The 21,559-nt window shown below is 35.4% G+C and carries 11 protein-coding genes and 1 pseudogene; 2 read left to right on the plus strand and 10 right to left on the minus strand.

Annotated features, from left to right (window positions below):
- Positions 1-3 precede the first annotated feature (3 nt).
- The 3 genes from GQ593_RS13590 to GQ593_RS04620 form a co-directional block, all read right to left on the minus strand.
- Positions 4-558: a hypothetical protein gene (locus tag GQ593_RS13590; protein WP_202115372.1), complete on the minus strand. Its 555-nt coding sequence runs from the start codon at positions 556-558 to the stop codon at positions 4-6.
- A 206-nt stretch (positions 559-764) separates the two neighbouring features.
- Complete coding sequence (locus GQ593_RS04615; protein WP_160430952.1) at positions 765-1,136, minus strand: hypothetical protein; 372 nt, start codon at positions 1,134-1,136, stop codon at positions 765-767.
- 344 nt (positions 1,137-1,480) lie between these two features.
- Entirely contained in the window at positions 1,481-2,014 is a 534-nt protein-coding gene (locus GQ593_RS04620) for a hypothetical protein (RefSeq protein ID WP_160430954.1), read from the minus strand.
- A 580-nt stretch (positions 2,015-2,594) separates the two neighbouring features.
- Here GQ593_RS04620 and yccS point away from each other — a divergent pair.
- Entirely contained in the window at positions 2,595-4,739 is a 2,145-nt protein-coding gene (yccS, locus tag GQ593_RS04625; RefSeq protein WP_160430956.1) for a YccS family putative transporter, read from the plus strand.
- Between the two features lie 187 nt (positions 4,740-4,926).
- A complete protein-coding gene (locus GQ593_RS04630; RefSeq protein ID WP_160430958.1) occupies positions 4,927-6,132 on the plus strand; it encodes a phospholipase D family protein in 1,206 nt (401 codons plus the stop codon).
- A gap of 547 nt (positions 6,133-6,679) precedes the next feature.
- Here the strand turns inward: GQ593_RS04630 and GQ593_RS04635 are convergent.
- From GQ593_RS04635 to GQ593_RS14175, 7 genes and pseudogenes are all read right to left on the minus strand, one after another.
- Positions 6,680-8,851 (minus strand): hypothetical protein, encoded by a 2,172-nt coding sequence (locus GQ593_RS04635; RefSeq protein ID WP_160430961.1) that lies wholly within the window; start codon positions 8,849-8,851, stop codon positions 6,680-6,682.
- Positions 8,848-10,032: a VWA domain-containing protein gene (locus GQ593_RS04640; protein ID WP_160430963.1), complete on the minus strand. Its 1,185-nt coding sequence runs from the start codon at positions 10,030-10,032 to the stop codon at positions 8,848-8,850. The genes GQ593_RS04635 and GQ593_RS04640 overlap by 4 nt, the downstream gene beginning before the upstream one ends.
- A 9-nt stretch (positions 10,033-10,041) precedes the next feature.
- On the minus strand, positions 10,042-12,597 hold the full coding sequence (locus GQ593_RS04645; RefSeq protein ID WP_160430965.1) for a DUF5682 family protein: 2,556 nt from the start codon (positions 12,595-12,597) through the stop codon (positions 10,042-10,044).
- 16 nt (positions 12,598-12,613) lie between these two features.
- Positions 12,614-13,711 carry an ATP-binding protein gene (locus GQ593_RS04650; protein WP_160430967.1) on the minus strand — a complete coding sequence of 366 codons (1,098 nt, stop codon included), beginning with the start codon at positions 13,709-13,711 and terminating at the stop codon, positions 12,614-12,616.
- The gene (locus tag GQ593_RS04655) at positions 13,705-17,448 is read right to left on the minus strand and encodes a DUF4132 domain-containing protein (protein ID WP_160430969.1); all 3,744 of its coding nucleotides are present in this window, start codon (positions 17,446-17,448) and stop codon (positions 13,705-13,707) included. The genes GQ593_RS04650 and GQ593_RS04655 overlap by 7 nt, the downstream gene beginning before the upstream one ends.
- Entirely contained in the window at positions 17,442-21,146 is a 3,705-nt protein-coding gene (locus tag GQ593_RS04660) for a DUF4132 domain-containing protein (RefSeq protein ID WP_160430971.1), read from the minus strand. Before GQ593_RS04660 ends, GQ593_RS04655 begins: the two co-directional genes overlap by 7 nt.
- Positions 21,143-21,500: pseudogene (locus tag GQ593_RS14175) on the minus strand (DUF4132 domain-containing protein); the annotation flags it as partial. The pseudogene GQ593_RS14175 and the gene GQ593_RS04660, both read right to left, overlap by 4 nt.
- Positions 21,501-21,559 lie beyond the last annotated feature (59 nt).

Below are 21,559 nucleotides of genomic sequence, written 5' to 3' on the forward strand. Positions count from 1 at the left end.
ATTCTATCTCTTTGGTTTATTAATAATTATCGCTTTTTCTTCCCCACTTGGTTTATAAGTGTTTGGATAAACAACTTTTATTGTACCTTGTGTTGTTGTTGATACTTTATAATAGCTACCTCCATGACGTCCTCCGCCTGGGTGTATCTGTATCTGGCTAATTTCAGGATGACCTTTAACTTCAATAATGACCGCCTGTCCCGAACCTCTTGTTGGTTGTCTAACATTAACTTGATAACCAGCTGCCTGAAAATCTTTTGCAATATCATCAGCAGCTCTTTCCCAAATAGATTGGGGCGATTTTGTAAAATCATTTGCAACATTAATTTTTATAGGTGGTGTTAGAGTGGTTTTCCCCTTTCCAGCCCCTCTAGGAATCGATTTTGAAACAGCTACAGGTATAAATGTAAAACCAGCATCGATTAATTTCATCACCATTTCAGTACTAAATTCTTCACCATTATTCAATCTTTTAACTACATCAAATAACACATTCGCTGATTCTACCGTGTCCATCGTATTATAAGCTAAACCAATTCCACCCGATAAAAAGTTCATTACTGGACGACCAACTTATCGCTCCCATTCTGTTGATTGAAGATACTTCTGAATATTATATTGTGCTCAATAATATTCTTCATTTTCATCCATTGCACGAGAGCTAAATAATTTTTCAAGGAATGGTTTATTTGCGAGAGATTCCCAGTAAGCATTATTATATTGTTCTTGCTGCTCTTTGGTTCCTAAATTGAGTGGTTTTTATTTCATTTCGCGTCTTGATAGCATTCTGTCTTTAAGGTCGATAAATTAATATCGTGCCCCGCTTTTAAGTGGATATCACCATCGTTGACGCTGAGAGTTGATACTTGGTCAATCACCGTGTTTTTGCTTTTGCTCGCGCCGTAATGCGTTTCGGTGGTCGAGGTGGTGCTATTTAAGTTGATGTCGTTATTCGCCTGTAAATAAGCCAACCTATCCGCTTTTAATTTGCCACTGCTGTTAATGCTATCTTTCGCTTGAATGATAATTGCACCCGCATCAATCAAACCTTGGTTATTGACGTTATTGCCTAATAAGGCGACCCGCTCTTTGCCTAATATCGCACCCGAAGATTCAATATCGTGCTCCGCCAACACCGTGACACTTTTACCCGATAATAATGCCCCCTCCGACGTTAATTGTGGGCGGTTATTTTGTAAAAATAATTCAGGATTCTATACCGTTTCATTTTATTAAAATTCAATAACAGCTTATTACTTGACGAGTTGCATTAAGCGGGATAGGGTAAATAAAGTACAGTATAGCCTTATAGTCTTGTGAGATCCTAAATCGAATGGCTCAGTTTTATATACAGGTCATCCTATTGCAATTAAAACCGAGCAAATCAAATTGGTATTAGAGTTCATAACTTAGTTATAAATTGAATCATATATTCCAATTCTGCAAGGTTTGTCACAGAATTGGAAAAAGCAAAACAAGGTTATTTAGGAATTTTCCCTGTCCACCAAATCGGTTTCTCATCCGCGCCTAAGTTATCAAAAACAGATAGTGGTATATATCCATAATCAACAACATAAGGCACTTTAGCCATGCATACCATTACTGGCTCATACTCATAATCGGGTTCTGATTTAAAACCTTCATAATTTATCTTGGCAGATTCAACACAATAATGAAATGCGTAAAAGTAACGCTCAAAAATATCGTATAAAGTTGATTTTGTTCTGTCTAAATCACTTTTGGCTTTACCTGATAAAATAGGACCCCAATCAATGGCTTCTCTATCTAACTGTTTAAACTCCTCCTCGACCAATTTCATTAACGATTCAGCCGTATCTAGCTCTTCTAACTTCAAATATCGACGATATAAACGGTCTGTTAAAATAGACCAATCTTCTTTGGGATATTTAGGCAGAAGATAATATGAAATACAATCAAAAAATAATTTCATATCACTGTCTGTGCCTAGAGCAAATACAGAACTTCCCCCACTAAAACCGGTATCTTTTGACATTATTCATTTATTCCTTATTCTTTTATAAACCTAATTTGTTTTGAGCTAATTATTCCGTTAGATTTTCGAACAATTCCGCGTCTAATTTTGAATTCTAACGCAGGTGTTAAATGCTGCCCTCTAACATCTATCCGAACTTGTTGCTGCATACCATTTGGTAAATGTTTTGTCGTTCAAGTGCTTGTTTAGAAATATTATTAATCAGATTATCAGCGTATTTGACTATATTATAATTTTTCACTTCTATTGAACAAGTTGTGCCATTACAAAAATCAGGTCTTACACTCCCTTTTGGCTTTTTGGGAAAATAAATAACTTTAGTGTCAACATCGAAGGTTGTATAATTTTTATGTGCCTTCCTTAACATTACTCAGTTGTCAACACATTCCAACGCCAAATTAATGACAATATTAACCGTAATGTGTTATAAAAATTTATTATGTTTCCTATAAAACAGTTTAGTTATTATATTGTTTTTATTTTTTCTTTTGTACTCGAAAAATAAACAATGCTTTCCCAAAGTTCTACAATATAGTATCCTACTAGCTATCATTTCAACTCAATCAAAGCCCAGTACGCCGTGCAAACATTCATTTTGACTTTACGTAAAGTCTTTTACAGCAGTAATCTTCTTTTTAGTCTACGAATGTTAATTAGTTTAACCGGTTCGACGTTAGTTCCGTGGTATTTTGGACAAACTTCACTCGTTATCCCACTTACGCTTGGTGTGGTGGCAGCGGGTTTGACCGAGATCGATACGCGTTTATTAAGTCGCTGTATTAATTTAATCCTTACGTTGATCTGTTTTGCTATTGCGACCTTTTCGGTCGAGTTGCTATTTAATTATCCTGTGTTGTTTATTATTGGTTTAGTATCTTCGACTTTTATCTTTATTATGCTTGGTTCACTTGGGCAACGTTATGGAGTAATTGCCTTTGGCTCGCTTTTGATAGCTGCCTATACCATGCTTGGGCATAATTTATATACCGATAATTATACTTTACCTTGTTTTTTATTGCTCGGTGCACTTTGGTATAATGTTGTTTCGTTAATTGAATCTATCATCCAGCCCATTCGCACAACCCAACAATCGTTATCAAGCTGTTTTATTTATTTAGCACAATATCTTGACGCTAAGGCAGCAATGTTCGACCCAGATGAGTCTGATGGTTTTAAAAAGCAAACTTTGCAGTTAAACAATAGCAATAATCAGTTGATTAGTGCTTTTAATCATACTAAGCGTTCGTTATTTAATCGTTTAAAAAGCTATCGCGGACAAGTTTATATTAGAAAGATGCTTAGCTATTATTTTGTGGCACAAGATATTCATGAACGCGCCAGTTCAGCGCATGGGAATTATCAAGCACTAAGTGTACATTTTAAGCATAGTGATATTTTATTTCGGTTTGCACGTATCTTAAATTTGCAAGCCAAAGCTTGTGCCCAACTGGCAATGGCCATTAAATTAAATCAGACTTATCAGCATGATCCGCTATTCTCACGTTATTTTTCGTATCTTGAAGAGGCGATTAACCAGTATCATGCTAGTAATACGGCAAATCTGCTAATGATTAAGGCGCTGAAAAGTTTGCATCAAAATTTGCTCTCAATCGATCTATTACTTACCAATATAGATACTGAACAGCATCTGTCAAAAGATCAAGAAGACAATCAGTTAATTGACGAAGAGTTAATCCGTTTTCATGATATTTTTATCAAAATTAAAGCCAATTTGACGATTAAATCGGCTCTGTTTCGTCATGCGATTCGTATGTGTGTGGTGTTTTTTGTAGGTTATATGGTCATTTATTTTTGTGACTTGCCACATGGTTATTGGATTATATTAACCAGCTTATTTGTGTGCCAGCCTAACTATTCCACCACAAAACATCGGTTAAAATTGCGTGTAATAGGCACTATTTTAGGGATCATAGTAGGTATTCCGTTAACGTTTTTATTTCCAAGCGTACCAGAACAGTTAGTGCTAATTATTATTACCGGTTGGCTGTTTTTTCTATTTAAGAATTCGCAATATGCTTATGCCACGGCATTTATTACGTTACTGGTATTTTTTAGTTTTAGTTTGATTGGTGAAAGTAGCATTGCGGTTGCGATTTCACGCATTATTGCGACGTTGATCGGTTGTTTTATTGCTTGGTTTGCCGTGAGCTTTATTTGGCCTGATTGGCAGTTTAGAAATCTACCTAAACTTATCGATCGTGTTTGTCATGACGATAGCCAATACTTAGCGTTAATTGGTCGTCAGTATATGTCTGGCAAAACTAATGACCCGCAATATCGATTAGCAAGGCGTGCAGCGCATGATAGTAATGCGGATTTATCCTCCTTAATTAGTTTGATGACTAAAGAGCCGCATATGAATCCAGCAGTTATTGATCAGGGATTTCGTTTATTAACACTGAATCATACGTTGATTAGTTATCTTTCGACTTTAGGTGCCCACCGTGATAAGTGTATTTCAAAACAGACGCTCGATCTATTTGATGATTTGTCGGTCTATATTATTAATCTGTTAAACGATAAAAAGATAGATAGCAAATACCAATTTATTAAAAAGTCCATTGCTGATTATATTGAGACAATTTCGGTGCTTTCGACTGATGATGAAAAAGCCAATAATGATCTATTAGTGATGCAACAATTGGCTTTGATTTTGGATATTTTGCCGGAAATTATTAAGATTGTAGCTCAGCTAGAACAATAAATGTTTTAACAAACTGTCTGAAAGCGAACTGTAAAACAATAAATTGATATGTACTTTAATCGAAAGAAGATATAACAGGCAAATATCAGATAATTCAAAAGACAGAAAATAAAACTCTAAATGATTTATTAGCTACTTAGATACCATTAAACCCCATAAATCATTTAGCTAAATTGGAGAAAAGTGAATGAAAATTATTACCAAACCAGCTTATATTGATAATAAATTAGTTGAATTAATGGAAAAATATACCCACTATTATATAGCGACTGCTTGGGCATCAATGAATTCAAACGCTGCATCTAAATTATTAGACAATGAAAAATACATAAATAAAATGGTAGTTGGAACCCATTTTTATCAAACTCACCCAAATTTCATTAAAAACTTTGCGAGCCATAGTAATGTAAAATTCATATTAAAAACTGATAAAATTTTTCACCCTAAAGTGTATTTATTTTCAGATGAAAATGGCAATTGGGAATGTCTAATTGGTAGTGCTAATTTTACACAGGCAGCATTAACAAAAAATGATGAAATAATGATTCATATCACAAGTAATGATCAAGGCTCTGAAAAGATATTTACTGACATATTGAAAACCATTGATAGTTATTGGGAATATGCAGAAGAAATGACTGAAAAAATAACTGAATATACGAATTTATGGAAGAAAAATAAAAATAAACTAGATAGTCTAAGAAATGTTTATGGTGGATATACAAGCAAAAAAAGTATGATAAAGTCAAATATTCTTTCACTACAATGGGATGAATATTATGAAAAAATACGTAGTACAATAGATGAACAAGATGATTCATTTTCTGAACGCATTAAGGTTCTGCAAAAGATTAATAATTACTTCACAGAAAAACAAATCTTCTCTAGTTTTACTAAATTACAACGAAAGCAAGTGGCTGGCTTAATAGATGATGGTTCAGAAATTAAGTGGAAATGGTTTGGTAGCATGGTTGGTGCAGGAGTATTTCATAGCAAAATAAATAATAATGATCCTAACATATCAAATGCCCTTAATTGTATACCATTGACAGGTCCTGTAAATGAAGCTCACTACAATCAATTTATTAAAACATTCAAGCAGGCATTTCCTACTGGTAAATGTGGGATTGGCATTGCAAGTAGGTTATTAGCAATGAAACGCCCTGATTACTTTGTGTGTTTAGATGGGAAAAATCGCTCAGCATTATGCAAAGATTTTGGTATACCTCAAAAAATCGACTTTGAAACATATTGGGAACAAATTATAGCACGAATCATTGATTCAGTATGGTGGTCATCTAGCTGTCCTGAGGATTCAAGAAAAGAAGAAAAACAAGCTTGGAATGGTCGCGTTGCCATGATTGATGCTATCTTCTATCAGCACAAGGAGTAACTCATTTTTTACTGAAATAAAAAGGAAAAGCTGTAATAAATATACATAAACAACAAAATTAACGCCTTATCATCGACAAGAGATATGGCGTCTATATCCTAAAGAAATAAGACCCCATTCTAAATTTTGTGTATTTGTAAGTTAAAAATGATAGTTGATTTCTATTTAATATTGCAATTGGTAAACCTTATCCTGCATCCACCGTTGCCATTGTTTTTTTAATTTACTGATATTTACGATGGTATTACTCAAAATAATATTAGGCATACTTATACATTCATCTTTTGTTATACGTGTTGAATATAATACCTTAAAAAGCTGTTAACAAGTCTTATTAGTACTTGTTACTCTTTAAAATAATTCTAATTTTGTATTATTTACAGTATTAAACGATTTAACCTTAGGTATCAAACTGATGTGTTAGATTGATAACATTCAAAAACCCCATCAAGCATAAAATAATATCGAACCATATTGAATATTAAACGCTAAAATACACAATATTATTTTCTACCAGAGTTATGTAATAACGATAAGGTATTTTATATCATAAATCACTAAGCCATATTGGTAATTGATAGTTTGTCTTTTTTAAGAGATGACATAAGTAAACCGCTTGTAAGATATGAGTTATGGCTATTTGTGGCTGACTGAGAATTTTTCTTAAAACGGTACTTAGAGTGTTTAATCCTAAGGTATCGCAATCATATTGAAGCGTGGCTAGTTGTTGTTTTTGCTCTATCAATAATTCAAGTCGTCCAGAACTTGTCACACTCTCAAGTATCGTTAAAAGAGGTTGAATAATTGAAGTTGTAAACAAATCTTTCATATAATGATTTTCACCTAGCTGCTGTTTATGCGCTAAATAGGTATTTGTGATAAATTTTTGTTTAGAAATGGATTTTTTGTTTTTATACCAGAAATCTTCAAAATCAAGGCTTAATGTTTTGATCTCTCCTGTTAGTTGATCTTTGTAAAGCAATGCAAAAGGCTCTAAATCTAAGAAGTTATCATTTTTTACACAGTTAGCAAACACAGTTAAGGGTTGATTGTTAGTTTCTAAAAAACTTGTTAGAACATCAATCCGCAATTTTTCATATTCATCCCAAAAGATGCATAAAAACAGGCTATTTCCATCATTATCAAGCACTTTCCAAACTAAATTTTGTCTAATTTCGTCTATATAAGGTTTATTTGAGCTGGCTATATGAAGAATTAACATCTCATTAAAAGGAGAATCATCTAAACTATTATCTTGTAAATAGTCGCTCAATATTGACCAATTTTGAAAGCCTGCTTTTGATCTAAACTCATAGTAATTTTCATCACTCCATGCTGTTTCTTGTAAAGTAACAGTCGATCCATGGCTCGACAATTCGCCGCTATCTGATACACGAGGTTGATGAAGCTTTATTGCTTTTTGCATTAACATATAGGGAGATGTTTGCCATATTGACATACTATTCCAAACCATTAAGCGATTAAAATTGATATTGTTTTTATAGGATCTGGCTAATGTGGTTTCTTGGTATTGTTGTTTTTCACTATCCCAAAAGTAGAAAGTTGCGCCAATCGCCCCTGTTTTACTTTGCCACCAACGCCCACCTAATGGCAAGAGATCAAGTGTTTGTAATTCTGTTTTATATTGGCGTTTTATTCGACCTCGTAATTTGAATAGTTGCTCACCCTGATGATGTAATAACATTTCGGTATAGGCTTTTACCTGCCCCAAAAAAAGGAGTATATCTTGCTCTTCGACAGTAAAGTGACGTTTGGCAAGTAACTCAATTAATTGGCAAAGATGCCGAAGCATTGCAGCCAAACGAGGTAATCCTTGCGATCTTGCCGACATATTGAGTAATTGTAGCTGTTCAGCTTGGCTATGGCTCACATGAGACAAACCTTGCTTAATAAGTGTATAAATATGCTGTTGAATCTGTTTAATGAGCGTAATTTCATCAGCAGAAAGCTGATCAACCTCGTGCATTATGCTTTGTCGACATTCTATTGGCCACGTCCATATTTTGTTATTTTGTTCAAATAGATAAGCAATAACCGCTAAATGTACTGCCATTTTTTGTTTTGTGGGGAATGCTGAAATCATCCCAGCAAAGCCAGTGCCTGCCATATAAATAATGGGAGTATCACTCTCTGGTACAATAATTCGTATTTGTGAATCTTGATATTCAATTGTCACTAAGGGATTTTTTTGCCAGTCACAAACCAATTGGTAAGCAGTAAACATATTGGCTTTGCCGGCTTTTTTTAAGAGTTTGCTGGCATCTAATGACAATAATTCTGTTAACACGTTAGCTAAAGGTCTTATTGTTTCAAGCTGTTTTGTACTTATTTTATTATCAGAATTATGCGAATCATTGGATTGATTTAACGGCTTAATTTGATTGTCATCATCGATGTTATTGCTATCGGTAATAGGATCTAACAACGAAGCATTTGATTGTAGCCATAAAACAGCCGATATAATGTGCTTACAATGCCCGAGAGCGGGGCAATTGCAACTGGCGGCCTGAATACCTTGAGCTGATAACCTGACTTGCTGACCATCCGCTTCGAATTCTAAATAATCTTCATTATTTTTTTCAACTAATGTAACTTTATTAGCCTCGATATCTTTACGCGCACGGCGAACTAAACCAATATTGGCATAAAGTGCCAATGCCTCTTGATCATAATTTAAATAAATATGTTGCCAACTCATTGCATGACCTCCGCTAACCAAGCAGCAAAATGTTCTGGTGTTAATGCGGCAATTTGCATACCCCGATTAGCTAATTGCTGTGAAATTTGCAAATCATAAACAGGATCAGCATTATCATCTAACGCCGCTAAACCTAACATTTTGACTCGATTACTGTTCATTCTTGAAACGGTTGTATAAAGGTGAATTAGTGCCCCGCCTTCACAAAAATCACTAATTAATACCACAATGGTTCGTTGTGGATTTTTAATTTTTTGTTCAGCATAATTAAGTGCTTTGGCAATATCAGTGCCACCACCTAACTGGACAGTCATTAAAACTTCAACAGGATCATGGGCTAAGTGAGACAGATCAACAATTTGAGTGTCAAAAACCAATAGATGTAAATTAACAGAAGGTAATTTAGCCATAATACTGGCACAAACAGCAGAATAGATAATTGAACTATCCATTGAGGCGCTTTGATCAACACATAAAATAATATCCCATGGTAAGTGCTTATTGGCGCAAGAATTAAAAATCGCATTTTCAATAATCATTTGCTGTTTTTGCTGATCAAAATGTTTTAAATTGGCCTTAATTGTTGCTCGCCAATCGAAATTTTGGTTACAACATATTTTAGAACGACGAAAGCGATTTTTTTTGCCAGCCAAAGCATTAACAAAATTGGATTTGATTTTTTGTAAAATCTCATCAACAACTTTTTGAATCAGTTCTTTAACCGCTAAATAGACTTCGCTTTTTAATTGTCCTCGCAAATTCATTAATAAACGAACTGAATTCATATTCGCTTCTAACGTGTGAATAACATTAGGATCGTCTAAAATTCCTTGCAACTGATAACGGGCAATAGCCTGCTGTTGCAGGCGTTCAAATGTGCTTTTTGGAAACAATTTTCGCGTTTTATTAAGCCAATTTACGGTATTAAATACCGAATTTTCATTGCCACCAGGTGAAATCTTTTTTCGAGCGCTATCCCTATTATCCTCACCACCTATTTTCAGACCTCGCTTACGGTATTCATTCTGATAAAGATAATTTAATGATTGTTCTAAGTTATGATCATGTTGGTTAAATGTTGCCTGATTAAGATGTTCATCAGCATATTTTCCTAATATTAACCGCCAGCGCTTAACATGATTAACATTATTGGTATCAATGATTTTTTTATTGTCACTCATGCTAAATCCTTACTGTTTAAACCAATCTTGTAGCTGTTGTTGCTCAATATGTTGGCAGACAGATAATTCCAAAGAAAGTGATTTTTGTAAGTCTTCGTCACTAAATTTATATTGCTGAAAACTCAGTTTTTCTTTTTGGGCGTTATATTTTTTAGAAATTTTTTCGGCAATCATTGCATTTTGTTTAGGTGTGAGTTGTGTAAATGCAAGCCGTAAATCAGGAAGTATTTTAATAAATTGCTCTTGTTCCCAATGCGCTAATAACTCGTCAAGGCTTGTTAATAATTGTGAGGAGTGGATAATCAATTCAGGCGCACATTGCATTATCCCCATAAAATAACAACTTGCCTGTTCATATTGGGCACCTGAATCAAAAGCCACTTTTATTTTATGATCGAGTTCTGATTGACTGATTTGACAGTCCAAATAAGCAATACTATCAATGGCTCCACAAATCAATGGCGCTTTGTTTAATCGCGGTTGTAAACGATACAAATTTAGGTAAAAATCCTGTTTCAACTTTTTTACATCCAGTTGCTCTGGTAGATTATTGATTAGATTTCTAAATAATAATAATGTTTTTAAATTTTCTTGTTGTTGCTCTGTATCAGGTTGCTTTAATGCATCAAGCAAGAAAAAAGCTTGTTGTAGCACTTTAGCTAGCAACGCTAGCAAAGTTGAGCTAGCATTAAGCGCTAAAAAGTCCCGACCTTGCCATAAATAGAGCAAACGATGCCCACAATTTACTACTGACAATAAATTATTATCGACGTCTAGATAAGTTGATAACTTAGCCAATAATTGGGTAAAGTAGGATTGTAATCCCATTAAAGCGGCTTGTATCCCCCCTTTTACCGCACTCTGACAAGAGTGTGCGGTCCCTTCTTCAGTTAATTGTTCCATCGACTGTTGTAATTTTTGTAAAGCAATCTGTTCAAGTTGGGTGCCTTGCTCTGACAGCTCAATTAGCCTAGCTTCAACCATCGGTGTCCATAGATATTGCCAATCTTCGAACATAATAGTTAATCGCGTACCATATTGATAATTGGGTCCATCAAGACGATTAGCAAATCCAACGTCTAAAAAAGCAAGCAGATGTAAAAACCGGCTTCGTTGCCGATGCTCTGGTTTACGGTAAATATCAATATGCGTGATTTTAGGTAATGTATCGTCCAACTTAAAACGGTATTGTTTAAGTGTTGCATAAACTTGATTGACAAGTGGCGGGGATGCTATGTTGTCAGGAATTTGCCCTAATTGATTGCCCGATAAACTACGATAAACTATTTGCCAAAAATCACTGCGTACATCGTGAATGCTCCCTTTGATAAAAGCCGATTGCATACCATCAAGCAAATCATAACGCCCAGGGCCGTAATGGCCTCGAAGTTCGGCTAATAAGCAGGCTTGTTCAATCGCTGACTTTAAGGGGATAAAGCCAATAGCATCACTGTCGCTTTGCTTTTTTCGCAGTTTATCAGCGATAGCTGACAAAAACGCGAGAGCTTGCGCTTGGCGATAACCTTGCGTTGTTTGTGACTGGTTAGGGTTTTGTTCATAAGCCAACATCGATAGCCAAGATTCTTGATAATAAGCAGGAGAGTTCATCCCTGCGGTATAACCATTTAATGCATCAAGACGATCAAAACTATAACGAATAAGCCAAGTTCGATCCCGATCGCCACTTTTTTGCTGTCGATTAAATCGGATAATATCGGATTTTTTCGGTAAAACAAGCTTGTTTTGCCATAATCCTTCAAATAATGCTAGCGTATGAAATCCACCTGTAACTACCACAATTTTCGCATCGGGTGTTGATTTTTTTAATCGCCCAATGGCAGTTAACATATGCTGCTCTCGCTGGCTAGAGCCTTCTGCTTCGAGTGATGATGAATCGTAATCAAGCCTCGCCATTGCACACCAAATAAAGGTATCTTCAAAAAATGTTTGCCAATCAGCAAGATCGGTAAAATTTCTTAATTCAAATAAATGTTCCCAAACTTCGTCATGATCGCGACAATGTAATTTTTTAGCTAATTGAGTAATGTATTGACTATGTTTTAAATAGGTCTCAGAAAGTAATGATTTGCTCTGCTGTGGTGTGAATTCTTGGGTCACTTGTTCTGCCCAAGGCAGATCAATAAATTGAATCTTTGCATTGTATTGTTTTGCCAATTGTATTGCTTGCCACTCTGGGGAGTAACTACAAAATGGATAAAATGCAGAGCGAGTAATTTGATGCGGTGGCATGTTCGCCGTATCATCTTCTTCATATTCATCATTCGTCTCAAGAACGATTTGATCTAATTGAAGATCTGTTTGACAAAGTATAGCAATGGGCGGCTGTGTCTTATTATTTAGTAATTCCTCAAGTATTGCTGAAAAGCTAGCAGGTGCTTCAATCAACACATGAGTCGGCTTAATTTGCGTGATCAACTGCCGCAAAGCATAACTGCAAGCAGGACTATGATGGCGCACAGGAGCAAAATAGATCTGCTCTTGTTGTAATGCATCTCGACATGTTAAAGCATTTTGTAGGCGTTGTGGTAATGGTGATCGAGCCATAATGATTATCTATTTATTATTTCCAGAATTTTTTAGACACCTGATAGAATGAATGCCATACAGGTGAGTTTTTGGCTCGTTCACGCACCACATTATCCATATAAAATTGAATCCGTTTAATATCATCAACATTATCTTTTAAAACAACGCCAATAAGCTGTTTAGCAATATGCCTACCCTCTAAGGTACCCTCATCAAAATAATAGGCATCTAATGCTGAGGCATACACAATATTGACAGCTTCTGCTGTTGACATCACCGCATCTGGTGTTTTCAGCTTGGTGCCTGCTTGCGTTTGTCCTTGTCTTAACTCTTGAAACGTTGTTACTAATAGTTCAATGACATCGACTGGAATGATTATTTGCGATTTTAGTTCGCCTAATTCCTGATTAAGTTGCATTTGAATTAATTCTATTTCAAAGTTTTTATCGGTAATTGGATTAACGGTTTCAAAATTGAAACGACGTTTTAATGCAGCTGACATCTCATGCACACCACGATCTTGTAAGTTTGCCGTGCCAATAAGATTAAATCCTGGTTTAGCACTAATTTTGGCATTCTGCCCCATTTCGGGAATCATCATTTGCTTTTCAGACATCAAAGACACAAGCACGTCTTGAATTTCGGGTGGACAACGTGTGATCTCTTCAAAACGCACAATTTTACCTTGCTGCATACCGTGGTAAATCGGCGAGCCAACCAATGCCCGTTCAGTTGGGCCTTCGGCTAATAATAAAGCATAATTCCAAGAGTATCTGATATGATCTTCACTTGTCCCTGCTGTGCCTTGAATAGTTAGGTTTGAATCACCGCTGATTGCTGCAGCTAACAGTTCAGATAACATCGATTTAGCCGTACCAGGTTCGCCAACTAACATTAAACCTTGTTTACCAAGCAAAGAGACAATCGCTCGATCAACAAGGGGATCGTCGCCAAAAAATTTACGGCTGATGCCGATCTCCTCATTGCCCAAAATAAACGTTCGCACCGATTTTGGTGATAACTGCCAACCTTTAGGTTTATTGTTATGACTATCCAATTTCAGCAACTTATTTAATTCGTTAGCATAACGTTGTTCTGCGCTTAAGCGAATGGCTTGTGTGTGTTTTACCATAATCCTTTCTTCTCCCACTCTGGGTCAAAACCGCTTGAGGCATTAGCCACAGCCATATAATCAGCATAAGCTTCTGCTAGTAATACTGGCGGCACATCGTTGATATCAATTGCATTGCAGTTTCCACCCTGCTTTTTACTAAAATATAGATTATAAAGTACAGCTGGGATATTCTCTTCTGGCACATAGCTACCACTAAATTCAATATTGATATAAAGCTCAAGCTCACCAAAATATTTATAATAGCCGTAAAAGCAAGCACCATCTTCAATATTGTCTCGTTTGTATCCTTGTTTAATCAATATATTTCGTATAGTAAAACTATCTGTTAGCCAGCCTTTACGATCATCAATAATATTTTCTGCAATATGGCTAACATCAGGCAACGAATGGTTAAACTGTGTAAATAGTAGCGAAACTTTGTAATCTGTAAGATGTTTTTGCCATGTTTTGACCATATCGTTAGTTAACAATGCACTATGCGCAACAGTAATATGGTTTTCCTTACTAAGCGTAATCTCGTCATCATTTAAATCAATTAAACAGCCATCTTCGGTTGGGCGAAAACTCTTGACAATTGCCCCTGCTTCATTCACTTCAAGCCACACTAAACGTTGAATTAATAGACGCATAATAGGATGGCTATAGAGATATTCTTGCCATGCTAAAACAGACCAACGTCGTTGCAAACACATGGCTTCGTATAAGCGAGCTGTTTGTAATTCAAGCAATTGCTTCAGTGCTTTTTTGCTATTACTAAATTGTTTTTTGGCTTCTTTGACTAATGTTTCATCTTCAGATTTACGCGCTTCGGGTAGTGTTTTAATTTCTTTACCTTCGTCGTTTTTCAATACAAATTTGAATTTATCATCTAATGTAACTGTAAAAATTCGCTCACCATAATCAAGGCTCAACACGCCCGATTCATCAAAACCTGCGGTTGGAATGGTGCGATCAGCCAGTTCATCAGCCGTCCACTGTTTTTGCTCAGCAATTTGGTTAATCAATAATTTTGCCTTTTTTTGCACGGACGGCGTTCGATAACGACATGCAATTGATAATAAAAATTGAATAATCAGCGGATCGTCACTAACAGCTATTGATTCCAGCATAGCTTCAATTTGACCACGCCTGATTTGGTAATTTTTAATATAGTTTTTTATTATCGATACAGCGGCATTACCTTGTATGCCACCAATTAGTGATAATACACCTTTTGATTTAATGGCTGAACCCACTAAGCGGGCAAGCACCTCTTGCTTTATCCTTTCAAAAGCTTCGTTTAAAGTCATATTTTCATATTGACCATAATATTCGGGATAACGCTTTGCATAATCTAAATAATCTTTCCAACGCTGTTTTGCTTTTAAATTGGCCTCCATTTCGGCTTCTTCAAGTGTTGGCGTTAACGTGTCTTGCTTAATAAAAGCGTGTAAAATAAATACCCCTAATTCGTGTTGACTTTTGAGGCTTAAAAGGCGGGTATAAATGATTAATAATGGATTAGCTGGCTCTTTTAATTTTATCGCAAGCCAAATCCACCAAGTAATAATTTGAGGTTCGACCAGCTTACCACTTTGCCAAGTTAATACTGGGATTAAACTTTCATCAAGCCATTTAGCATCTGCTGTTTTTTTGCCCGTTAAGCCTTTTTGTGCATCATCAAGTAATTTAGCTGGCGTTAAATACTGGTTTATATTTTCACCTAAACTTTCAAGTGCAGCTAATAACGTTGCTTGCACCGATTCAGATTTCTCTTTGTTTAGCGCATTATTTAGTGCTTTTATTGATGATTTCTGTCCTAATTTTACTAGCCACTTGGCAGCTAAAATACGCTGCGATTGTTTAGTTGACATCAACGCCTCTTCCACTCGGCAATGAATATCAGGCAACACACTTAATGCTTTCTGCGCTAATAAACGTAATGATTGAATTTCACCTAATGCCAGTTCAAGCAGATAAGTCACATATTTAGCGGGTAACTTCGGGAAAAAGGTTAATATTTTTATCCCTCGTTCTTTCTCAAAAAAATAATCACTGTTTTGCACTTCCTGACTTGGCAATAGTCCCAATGCTTCATCAAGATAAACGGAATTTTCGGCAAAAAATGGCCAAACTAAATTAGGATCGACCTCAGTTGTGGTTTCATAATAATAATTCATTAAAAATGCGGCAGCGATGGTACGTTTCGCATCTGGCACATAATCTATTTTATTCATTACTTCAACTAACTGGCGTAAGTCAGTACGTAACAAGATTTCATGATGAGAAAAACTCAAACCTAAATGAAAGGAATTAGGCTTACGATGAAAAAATTTTTCCGCACGTAATAAGTGGTAAAGATTAAATTCGGGCAACGATGGCAAACGCCCTTTATTTAAAATAACTTCATAAATTAATTTGTTTTTTATATCCGTCTGATCGATATCACCTTTACCATTTAAACAATCAAAAATCGCATCTAAATCACTAACAGTAATTATTTTTAATTGCGCATAACGCTGTTGCTCAGATGTTATTTTGTAACCATATTCTTGGTTATATTGAATTTCCTGTTCTGCTTTCTTTTGCTGTTGAACTAATACTTCTTGGTAGTTTTGTTGCAAAATATCTCGCGCTTTAGAAGGTAAATCAACTTCAACGACCGATTCAAAAGGAGGAATAATTAATTCGATTTCTTGCTGTTTAGCATCCTCATTGCCACTTAATCGTGATAGTGCACCTTCAATAGTTTTAATCACGGTTTTATTGGTCTGCTGAGTTAATACTTCTTCTAAAATCTGACGATCAACGGATAATCTAGCTAATAAGTTTACCGCATGGCAACGTTGCTTAGGCGTTCCTTGGTCTAATAAAGCTTGTAACTCAGTTTGCACTATGTCAATTGGTAAACTTAATAATAAGGTCGTTGCCAACTCACTGATTGCTTTTATGTTACTTGTTGATTGTTTTACAAGCAAGTCAATCACATCTTGTTTAAGTTTGTCTTGATTGGCAATATATTGTAATTGCTGTAATTGACCTTCTCTAGAAAGACCTTGTTCAGGCAAGGTTTTAAACCATTCAAGATGATCATAAATATAGGGCAATAGACCATTAATCATAAACACATAATGAAAACACTTTAAATAAGATTCTGGTGTTTGTTGGCGGTCAAAAATAGCAAATAATAGCTGTTTCCCTAGCCCTTTTTGTTCTATTTCGAGCAATTGATGTAATTGTTGAACAGACCAATTTTGACGTTCAAGAATAATTTGTTCAGCATTTTGATTATAGCTAAACAAAGTTGAAACCAATCCATCTAAAAATAGATATAAAAACCATAAAGGTAAATTTGGCGTGATGACATCAATATTTTTTTGTTCTGAATAAACGCGACTTTGCTGCATATTTTCAATATAGGTTGCTGCCAATACCTTACCAAAACGGATAATCTGTTCTGGCGTATAGTTATCCGTCCATTGTCGATAAAATAGTGCTCTCGCTTTTATTGGTTGCTTTTTCTCAGTGAAATAATAAATGACATTAGTCGCACCAGGAAAGCCTAGACGTCCATAAACTCGCTTCTCATTATTATACATTTGCGATAATTGATTTAGATCCTCTAAAACTTGAGGATCTTGACCTTGTAAAATATATTTACAAATTCGCTCAGGAATCAATTTATCTAATCCCCGCAAAATCTCAAAACATGCTAATAAATTGCATTCATTGCTGTTAGCGCTATCCTTTACCATAGTAACTTATCCTCCCAATCAGGATCAAAGCCACTACACGCATCTGCAACCGCCATATAGTTAGCATAACCTTCAGCGAGTAACACTGGCGGCAATTTATTGAGTGCTATTGCTCTATCTTTTAAACCTGGCTTTTTACTAAAATAGAGGTCAAAAAGAGCAACAGGGATATTTTCTTCTGGTACCATGCTGCCACTAAATTCAATATTAATATACAGGTTAAGACTAGCAAAATACTTATAATAACCATAAAAACAACCTGCATCTTCAACATTGTCACGCTTATAATCCAATTTGGTTAAAATACCACGTATCGTGAAACTGTCAGTTAACCAACCTAAACGTTCATCAATAATGTCATCTTTAATTTTACTCATATCTGGTAATGAATGAGTCAATTGATCAAATAGCTCGGTGACTTTGTAATCTTTAAGATGATCTTGCCATTTTACGGTGATATCACTTGGCAACAGTGCCGAATGGGCAAGGATAATGCGATTACCTTCATTTAGAACAATCTCGTCATCTTCAGTTGTAATTAAGCTACCATCCTCCGTTGGTCTAAAGCTGCTTATCACCTGTCCATTTTCATCTAATTCAAGCCAAATTAAACGTTGAATAAGCCGTCCTATGATAGGATGTGGCTGTAGGTATTTTTGCCAATCCTCTACTCGCCATTGACGCTGTGTACACATAGCTTCATAAAAGCGGGTAATTTGCATATTGAGCAATTGCGTTAGTTCTTTTTTACTGTTGGAAAACTGTTTTTTTGCCTCTTTCACTAAGGCTTGATCTTCGCTTTTTCGGGCTTCTGGTAAGGATTTAATTTCGTCACCATCTGCATTTTTTAAATGCCATTTAAACTTATCATCAAAAGTAGCCGTAAAGGTGCGTTCACCATAATCAAGCGTTAACACACCATTATCATCTAGCCCTGCGGTAGATATGGTGCGATCAGCTAGTTCATCAGTAGTCCAGCCATTGCGTTCTGCAATACTTTCTACCAATAAGCGGGCTTTTTCTTGTACAGATGCAGCACGATAACGGCGGGCAAGCGATAGCAAGAGTTGCGTGATCAACGGATCATCACTTTGAGCAAGCGGTTCAAGCATCGCTTCAATTTGCGCTCGTCGTTGTTGATGATCTTTCATAAAACTACGTAATAACGAAACTGCAATATGACCTTTAATACCACTAGTTAATGCTAATAATCCTTTCGCTTTAATGGCTGAACCAAGATAGACTGCCAAAGCCTCTTTTTTTATCTCTTCAAATACTTGTTCAAAAGTAATATTGGCATAACTAGGGTAGTATTGAGGGTGTTGCTGGTAGTAGCCAATATATCGCTGCAATCGCTTATCGGCTAATGAATTGGCTTTTGCTTCGGCATCTTCCACCGTTGGCATTCGCGTATCTTGCTTAATAAAGCTTTGTAAAATAAATTCGCCTAATTGCTGTTGGCTTTGCTGACTTAATAAGCGACTATAAATAATTAACAATGGATTAGCTGGATCTTTTAATTTGACCGCTAACCACGCCCACCATTCAATAATTTGAGGATCAACTGCATCACCATTTTTCCATGTTAATGGTGGAATTAGATTTTTATCAAACCAGTCAAAATCAGCAGGTTTTTTACCTTTTAAGCCTTTTTGTGCATCGGTTAATAGTTTTTTAACGGTTAGATGTTGACTAATATCTTCGCCTAATTTTTCTAAAGCGACTAATAAAACAGCTTGTACAGTTTCGCGTTTTTCTTTTTTTAAGGCATTATTTAATGCTTTAATTGAAGATTTTTGTCCTAACTCTGCTAACCAATTAGCGGCGGCAATTCGCACCTCTTGCTTTGCTGATGTTAAAGCTTGTTCAACTTGGCAATGAATATTAGTAATCACACTTAAAGCGTTTTGTGCGGCATAGCGTACTTGTTTACTTTCGCCCAAAGCTAATTCAAATAGATAAGCAACATATTTAGTTGGAATATTTGGGAAAGTTTGTAATATTTTAATGGTACTTTCTACATCAACATTAAGATAAGACCAGGCTTCTTGTTTGGGAGCAAAACCTAAGGCCTCATCAAGCAAAAATTCGTTTTCAGCAAAAAATGGCCATAATTTGTGTGGTTCATTTTCATAGACATCGTGATAGGTATCTTTGGTTAAAAATGGCACAGCAACGACATAGGGCACATGCTGAGAATAATTGATTTTAGCTAATACATCAGCAATTTGTCTAAGATCTAATTTTTTTATAAATTCATTTTTTTCATATAATCTTTCGAAATAATAAACGCCTTTTTCTTTATTAGTTAATTGAGTCGCTCGTAATAGATGAAAAAGCGTAAATTCAGGTAGATTCTGTAACCTTTTTTTGGCTAATAAAAATGTAATATCGATATTTTTATTGATTTTTTTGAGTAACGCCGAATATTCAATCTTACCATTTAAATAGTGATAGACATCATCTAAATCCTGTGAGGTAATCGTTTTTAACGTTTTATAGTATTTTCTTGCCCAATTGTATGGAAGGTTATATTTTTTGTTATCTTCAACTTCTTTTTGTGCCGCTTTTTCACTTTCTATTAAATGTTCTTCATAATTTTGCTGCAAAATATCACGAGCAATAATGGGTAAATCAACATCATCGATTGGCTCAAAATCAGGAATTATCAAAGTTGCTTGTTGTTCGGCTGTATTTGCACTTTCAAGTCGTGATAAAGCACTCTCGATCGCAGCAATGACCGTTTTGTTAGTTTCGTTAGTCAAGGCTTGTTGCAAAATTGTCGGATCAGAGGATATTCTAGCCTGTAATGCGGCAGCATGACTACGCTGCTTAACTGTGCCAGCAGTTAACAAACGTTGTAAATGGGGCTTTACTATTTCGACAGGGGAACTAAGTAACATTTCAGTTGCAAGCTGACTAATTTGTTTGGAGCTATTTAATGACTGCACAGCAATAAAATCAATCAGCGGCATTTTCAGTTCAGGATGTTTTCGAATATATTTTAATTGTTCGACTTGCCCTAATATCGCAATACCTTGATTCGGTAACTGTTTGAATAATTCAATATGCTCAATAATATAAGGCAACAGACCATTAATCATAAAGAAATAATGAAAACAGCTGCTATATGTAATATTTTGGCGGTCAAAAATAGCAAATAATAACTTTTTACCTAATCCTGATTCCTCAATCTCTAACAACTGATACAATTGGTTAATTGACCAATTTTTTCGTTCATCAATCCGCTCTTCATTGTTACAACAAATCGATAACGTAGTAATCAATCCATCATATAGCAGGTATAAAAACCAAGAGGGTAACTCTGGAGTAATAAGTTTAATAAAACGTAAATTACTACATAACGCCGTTAAAACTCGTGCAAAACGGATTATCTGTTCAAAAGTATAATCATCAGTCCAACGCTGATAAAAGGCCATTCTTGCTTTTTCGGATGAATTAAGTTTGTCATAAATATCTGTCCAATAAAAATCACAAGGTCTTCGAAGTAACTCATAAAGTTTATTAGCTGTGTTTGAAGACTGACTCAATTGATTTAAATCAACTAATACATTTATTTCATCACCCTGTAAGATATATTGAGTAATGCGCGCTGGCATGGTTTTATCCAGTTCTTTTACTGGGTCAAATATAGTGGTAATTAATTGTTGTGATGATAATTCATTTATTTTTTTCATATTCCTTTCTTCTCCCATTCTGGATCAAATCCGCTACATGCCTTAGCAACAGCCATATAATCAGCATAACCTTCAGCAAGTAACACACGCGGAACTTTGCTAAGTTCTATAGTATGATAGTGCCAATCCTGCTTTTGGCTGAAACTAACATGGTAAAGCACCACAGGAATGTTTTTTTTCGGGCACATAGCTGCCGCTAAACTCAATATTAATATAAAATTGATTATCGCTAAAGTATTTATAATAACTATAAAAGCATGCCCCATCTTCGATATTGTTTCTTTGGTAACCGACTTTGGTCAAAATACTACGTAGAGTAAAGCTATCAGTTAACCAACCTTTACGGTCATCAATTGTGTTATTTTTAATTGTATTGACATCACCGATAACAAAAGGTATTACGATTAAATACA

It is taken from the genome of Gilliamella sp. Pas-s25 (assembly GCF_009795885.1).
Taxonomy (GTDB): Bacteria; Pseudomonadota; Gammaproteobacteria; order Enterobacterales; family Orbaceae; genus Gilliamella.

Bases quoted from the DNA above. Each gene is read 5' to 3' on its own strand.
- GQ593_RS13590 (WP_202115372.1), bottom strand. From the start codon at position 558: ATGAACTTTTTATCGGGTGGAATTGGTTTAGCTTATAATACGATGGAC.
- GQ593_RS04620 (WP_160430954.1), bottom strand. From the start codon at position 2,014: ATGTCAAAAGATACCGGTTTTAGTGGGGGAAGTTCTGTATTTGCTCTA.
- GQ593_RS04630 (WP_160430958.1), top strand. From the start codon at position 4,927: ATGAAAATTATTACCAAACCAGCTTATATTGATAATAAATTAGTTGAA.
- GQ593_RS04635 (WP_160430961.1), bottom strand. From the start codon at position 8,851: ATGAGTTGGCAACATATTTATTTAAATTATGATCAAGAGGCATTGGCA.
- GQ593_RS04640 (WP_160430963.1), bottom strand. From the start codon at position 10,032: ATGAGTGACAATAAAAAAATCATTGATACCAATAATGTTAATCATGTT.
- GQ593_RS04645 (WP_160430965.1), bottom strand. From the start codon at position 12,597: ATGGCTCGATCACCATTACCACAACGCCTACAAAATGCTTTAACATGT.
- GQ593_RS04650 (WP_160430967.1), bottom strand. From the start codon at position 13,711: ATGGTAAAACACACACAAGCCATTCGCTTAAGCGCAGAACAACGTTAT.
- GQ593_RS04655 (WP_160430969.1), bottom strand. From the start codon at position 17,448: ATGGTAAAGGATAGCGCTAACAGCAATGAATGCAATTTATTAGCATGT.
- GQ593_RS04660 (WP_160430971.1), bottom strand. From the start codon at position 21,146: ATGAAAAAAATAAATGAATTATCATCACAACAATTAATTACCACTATA.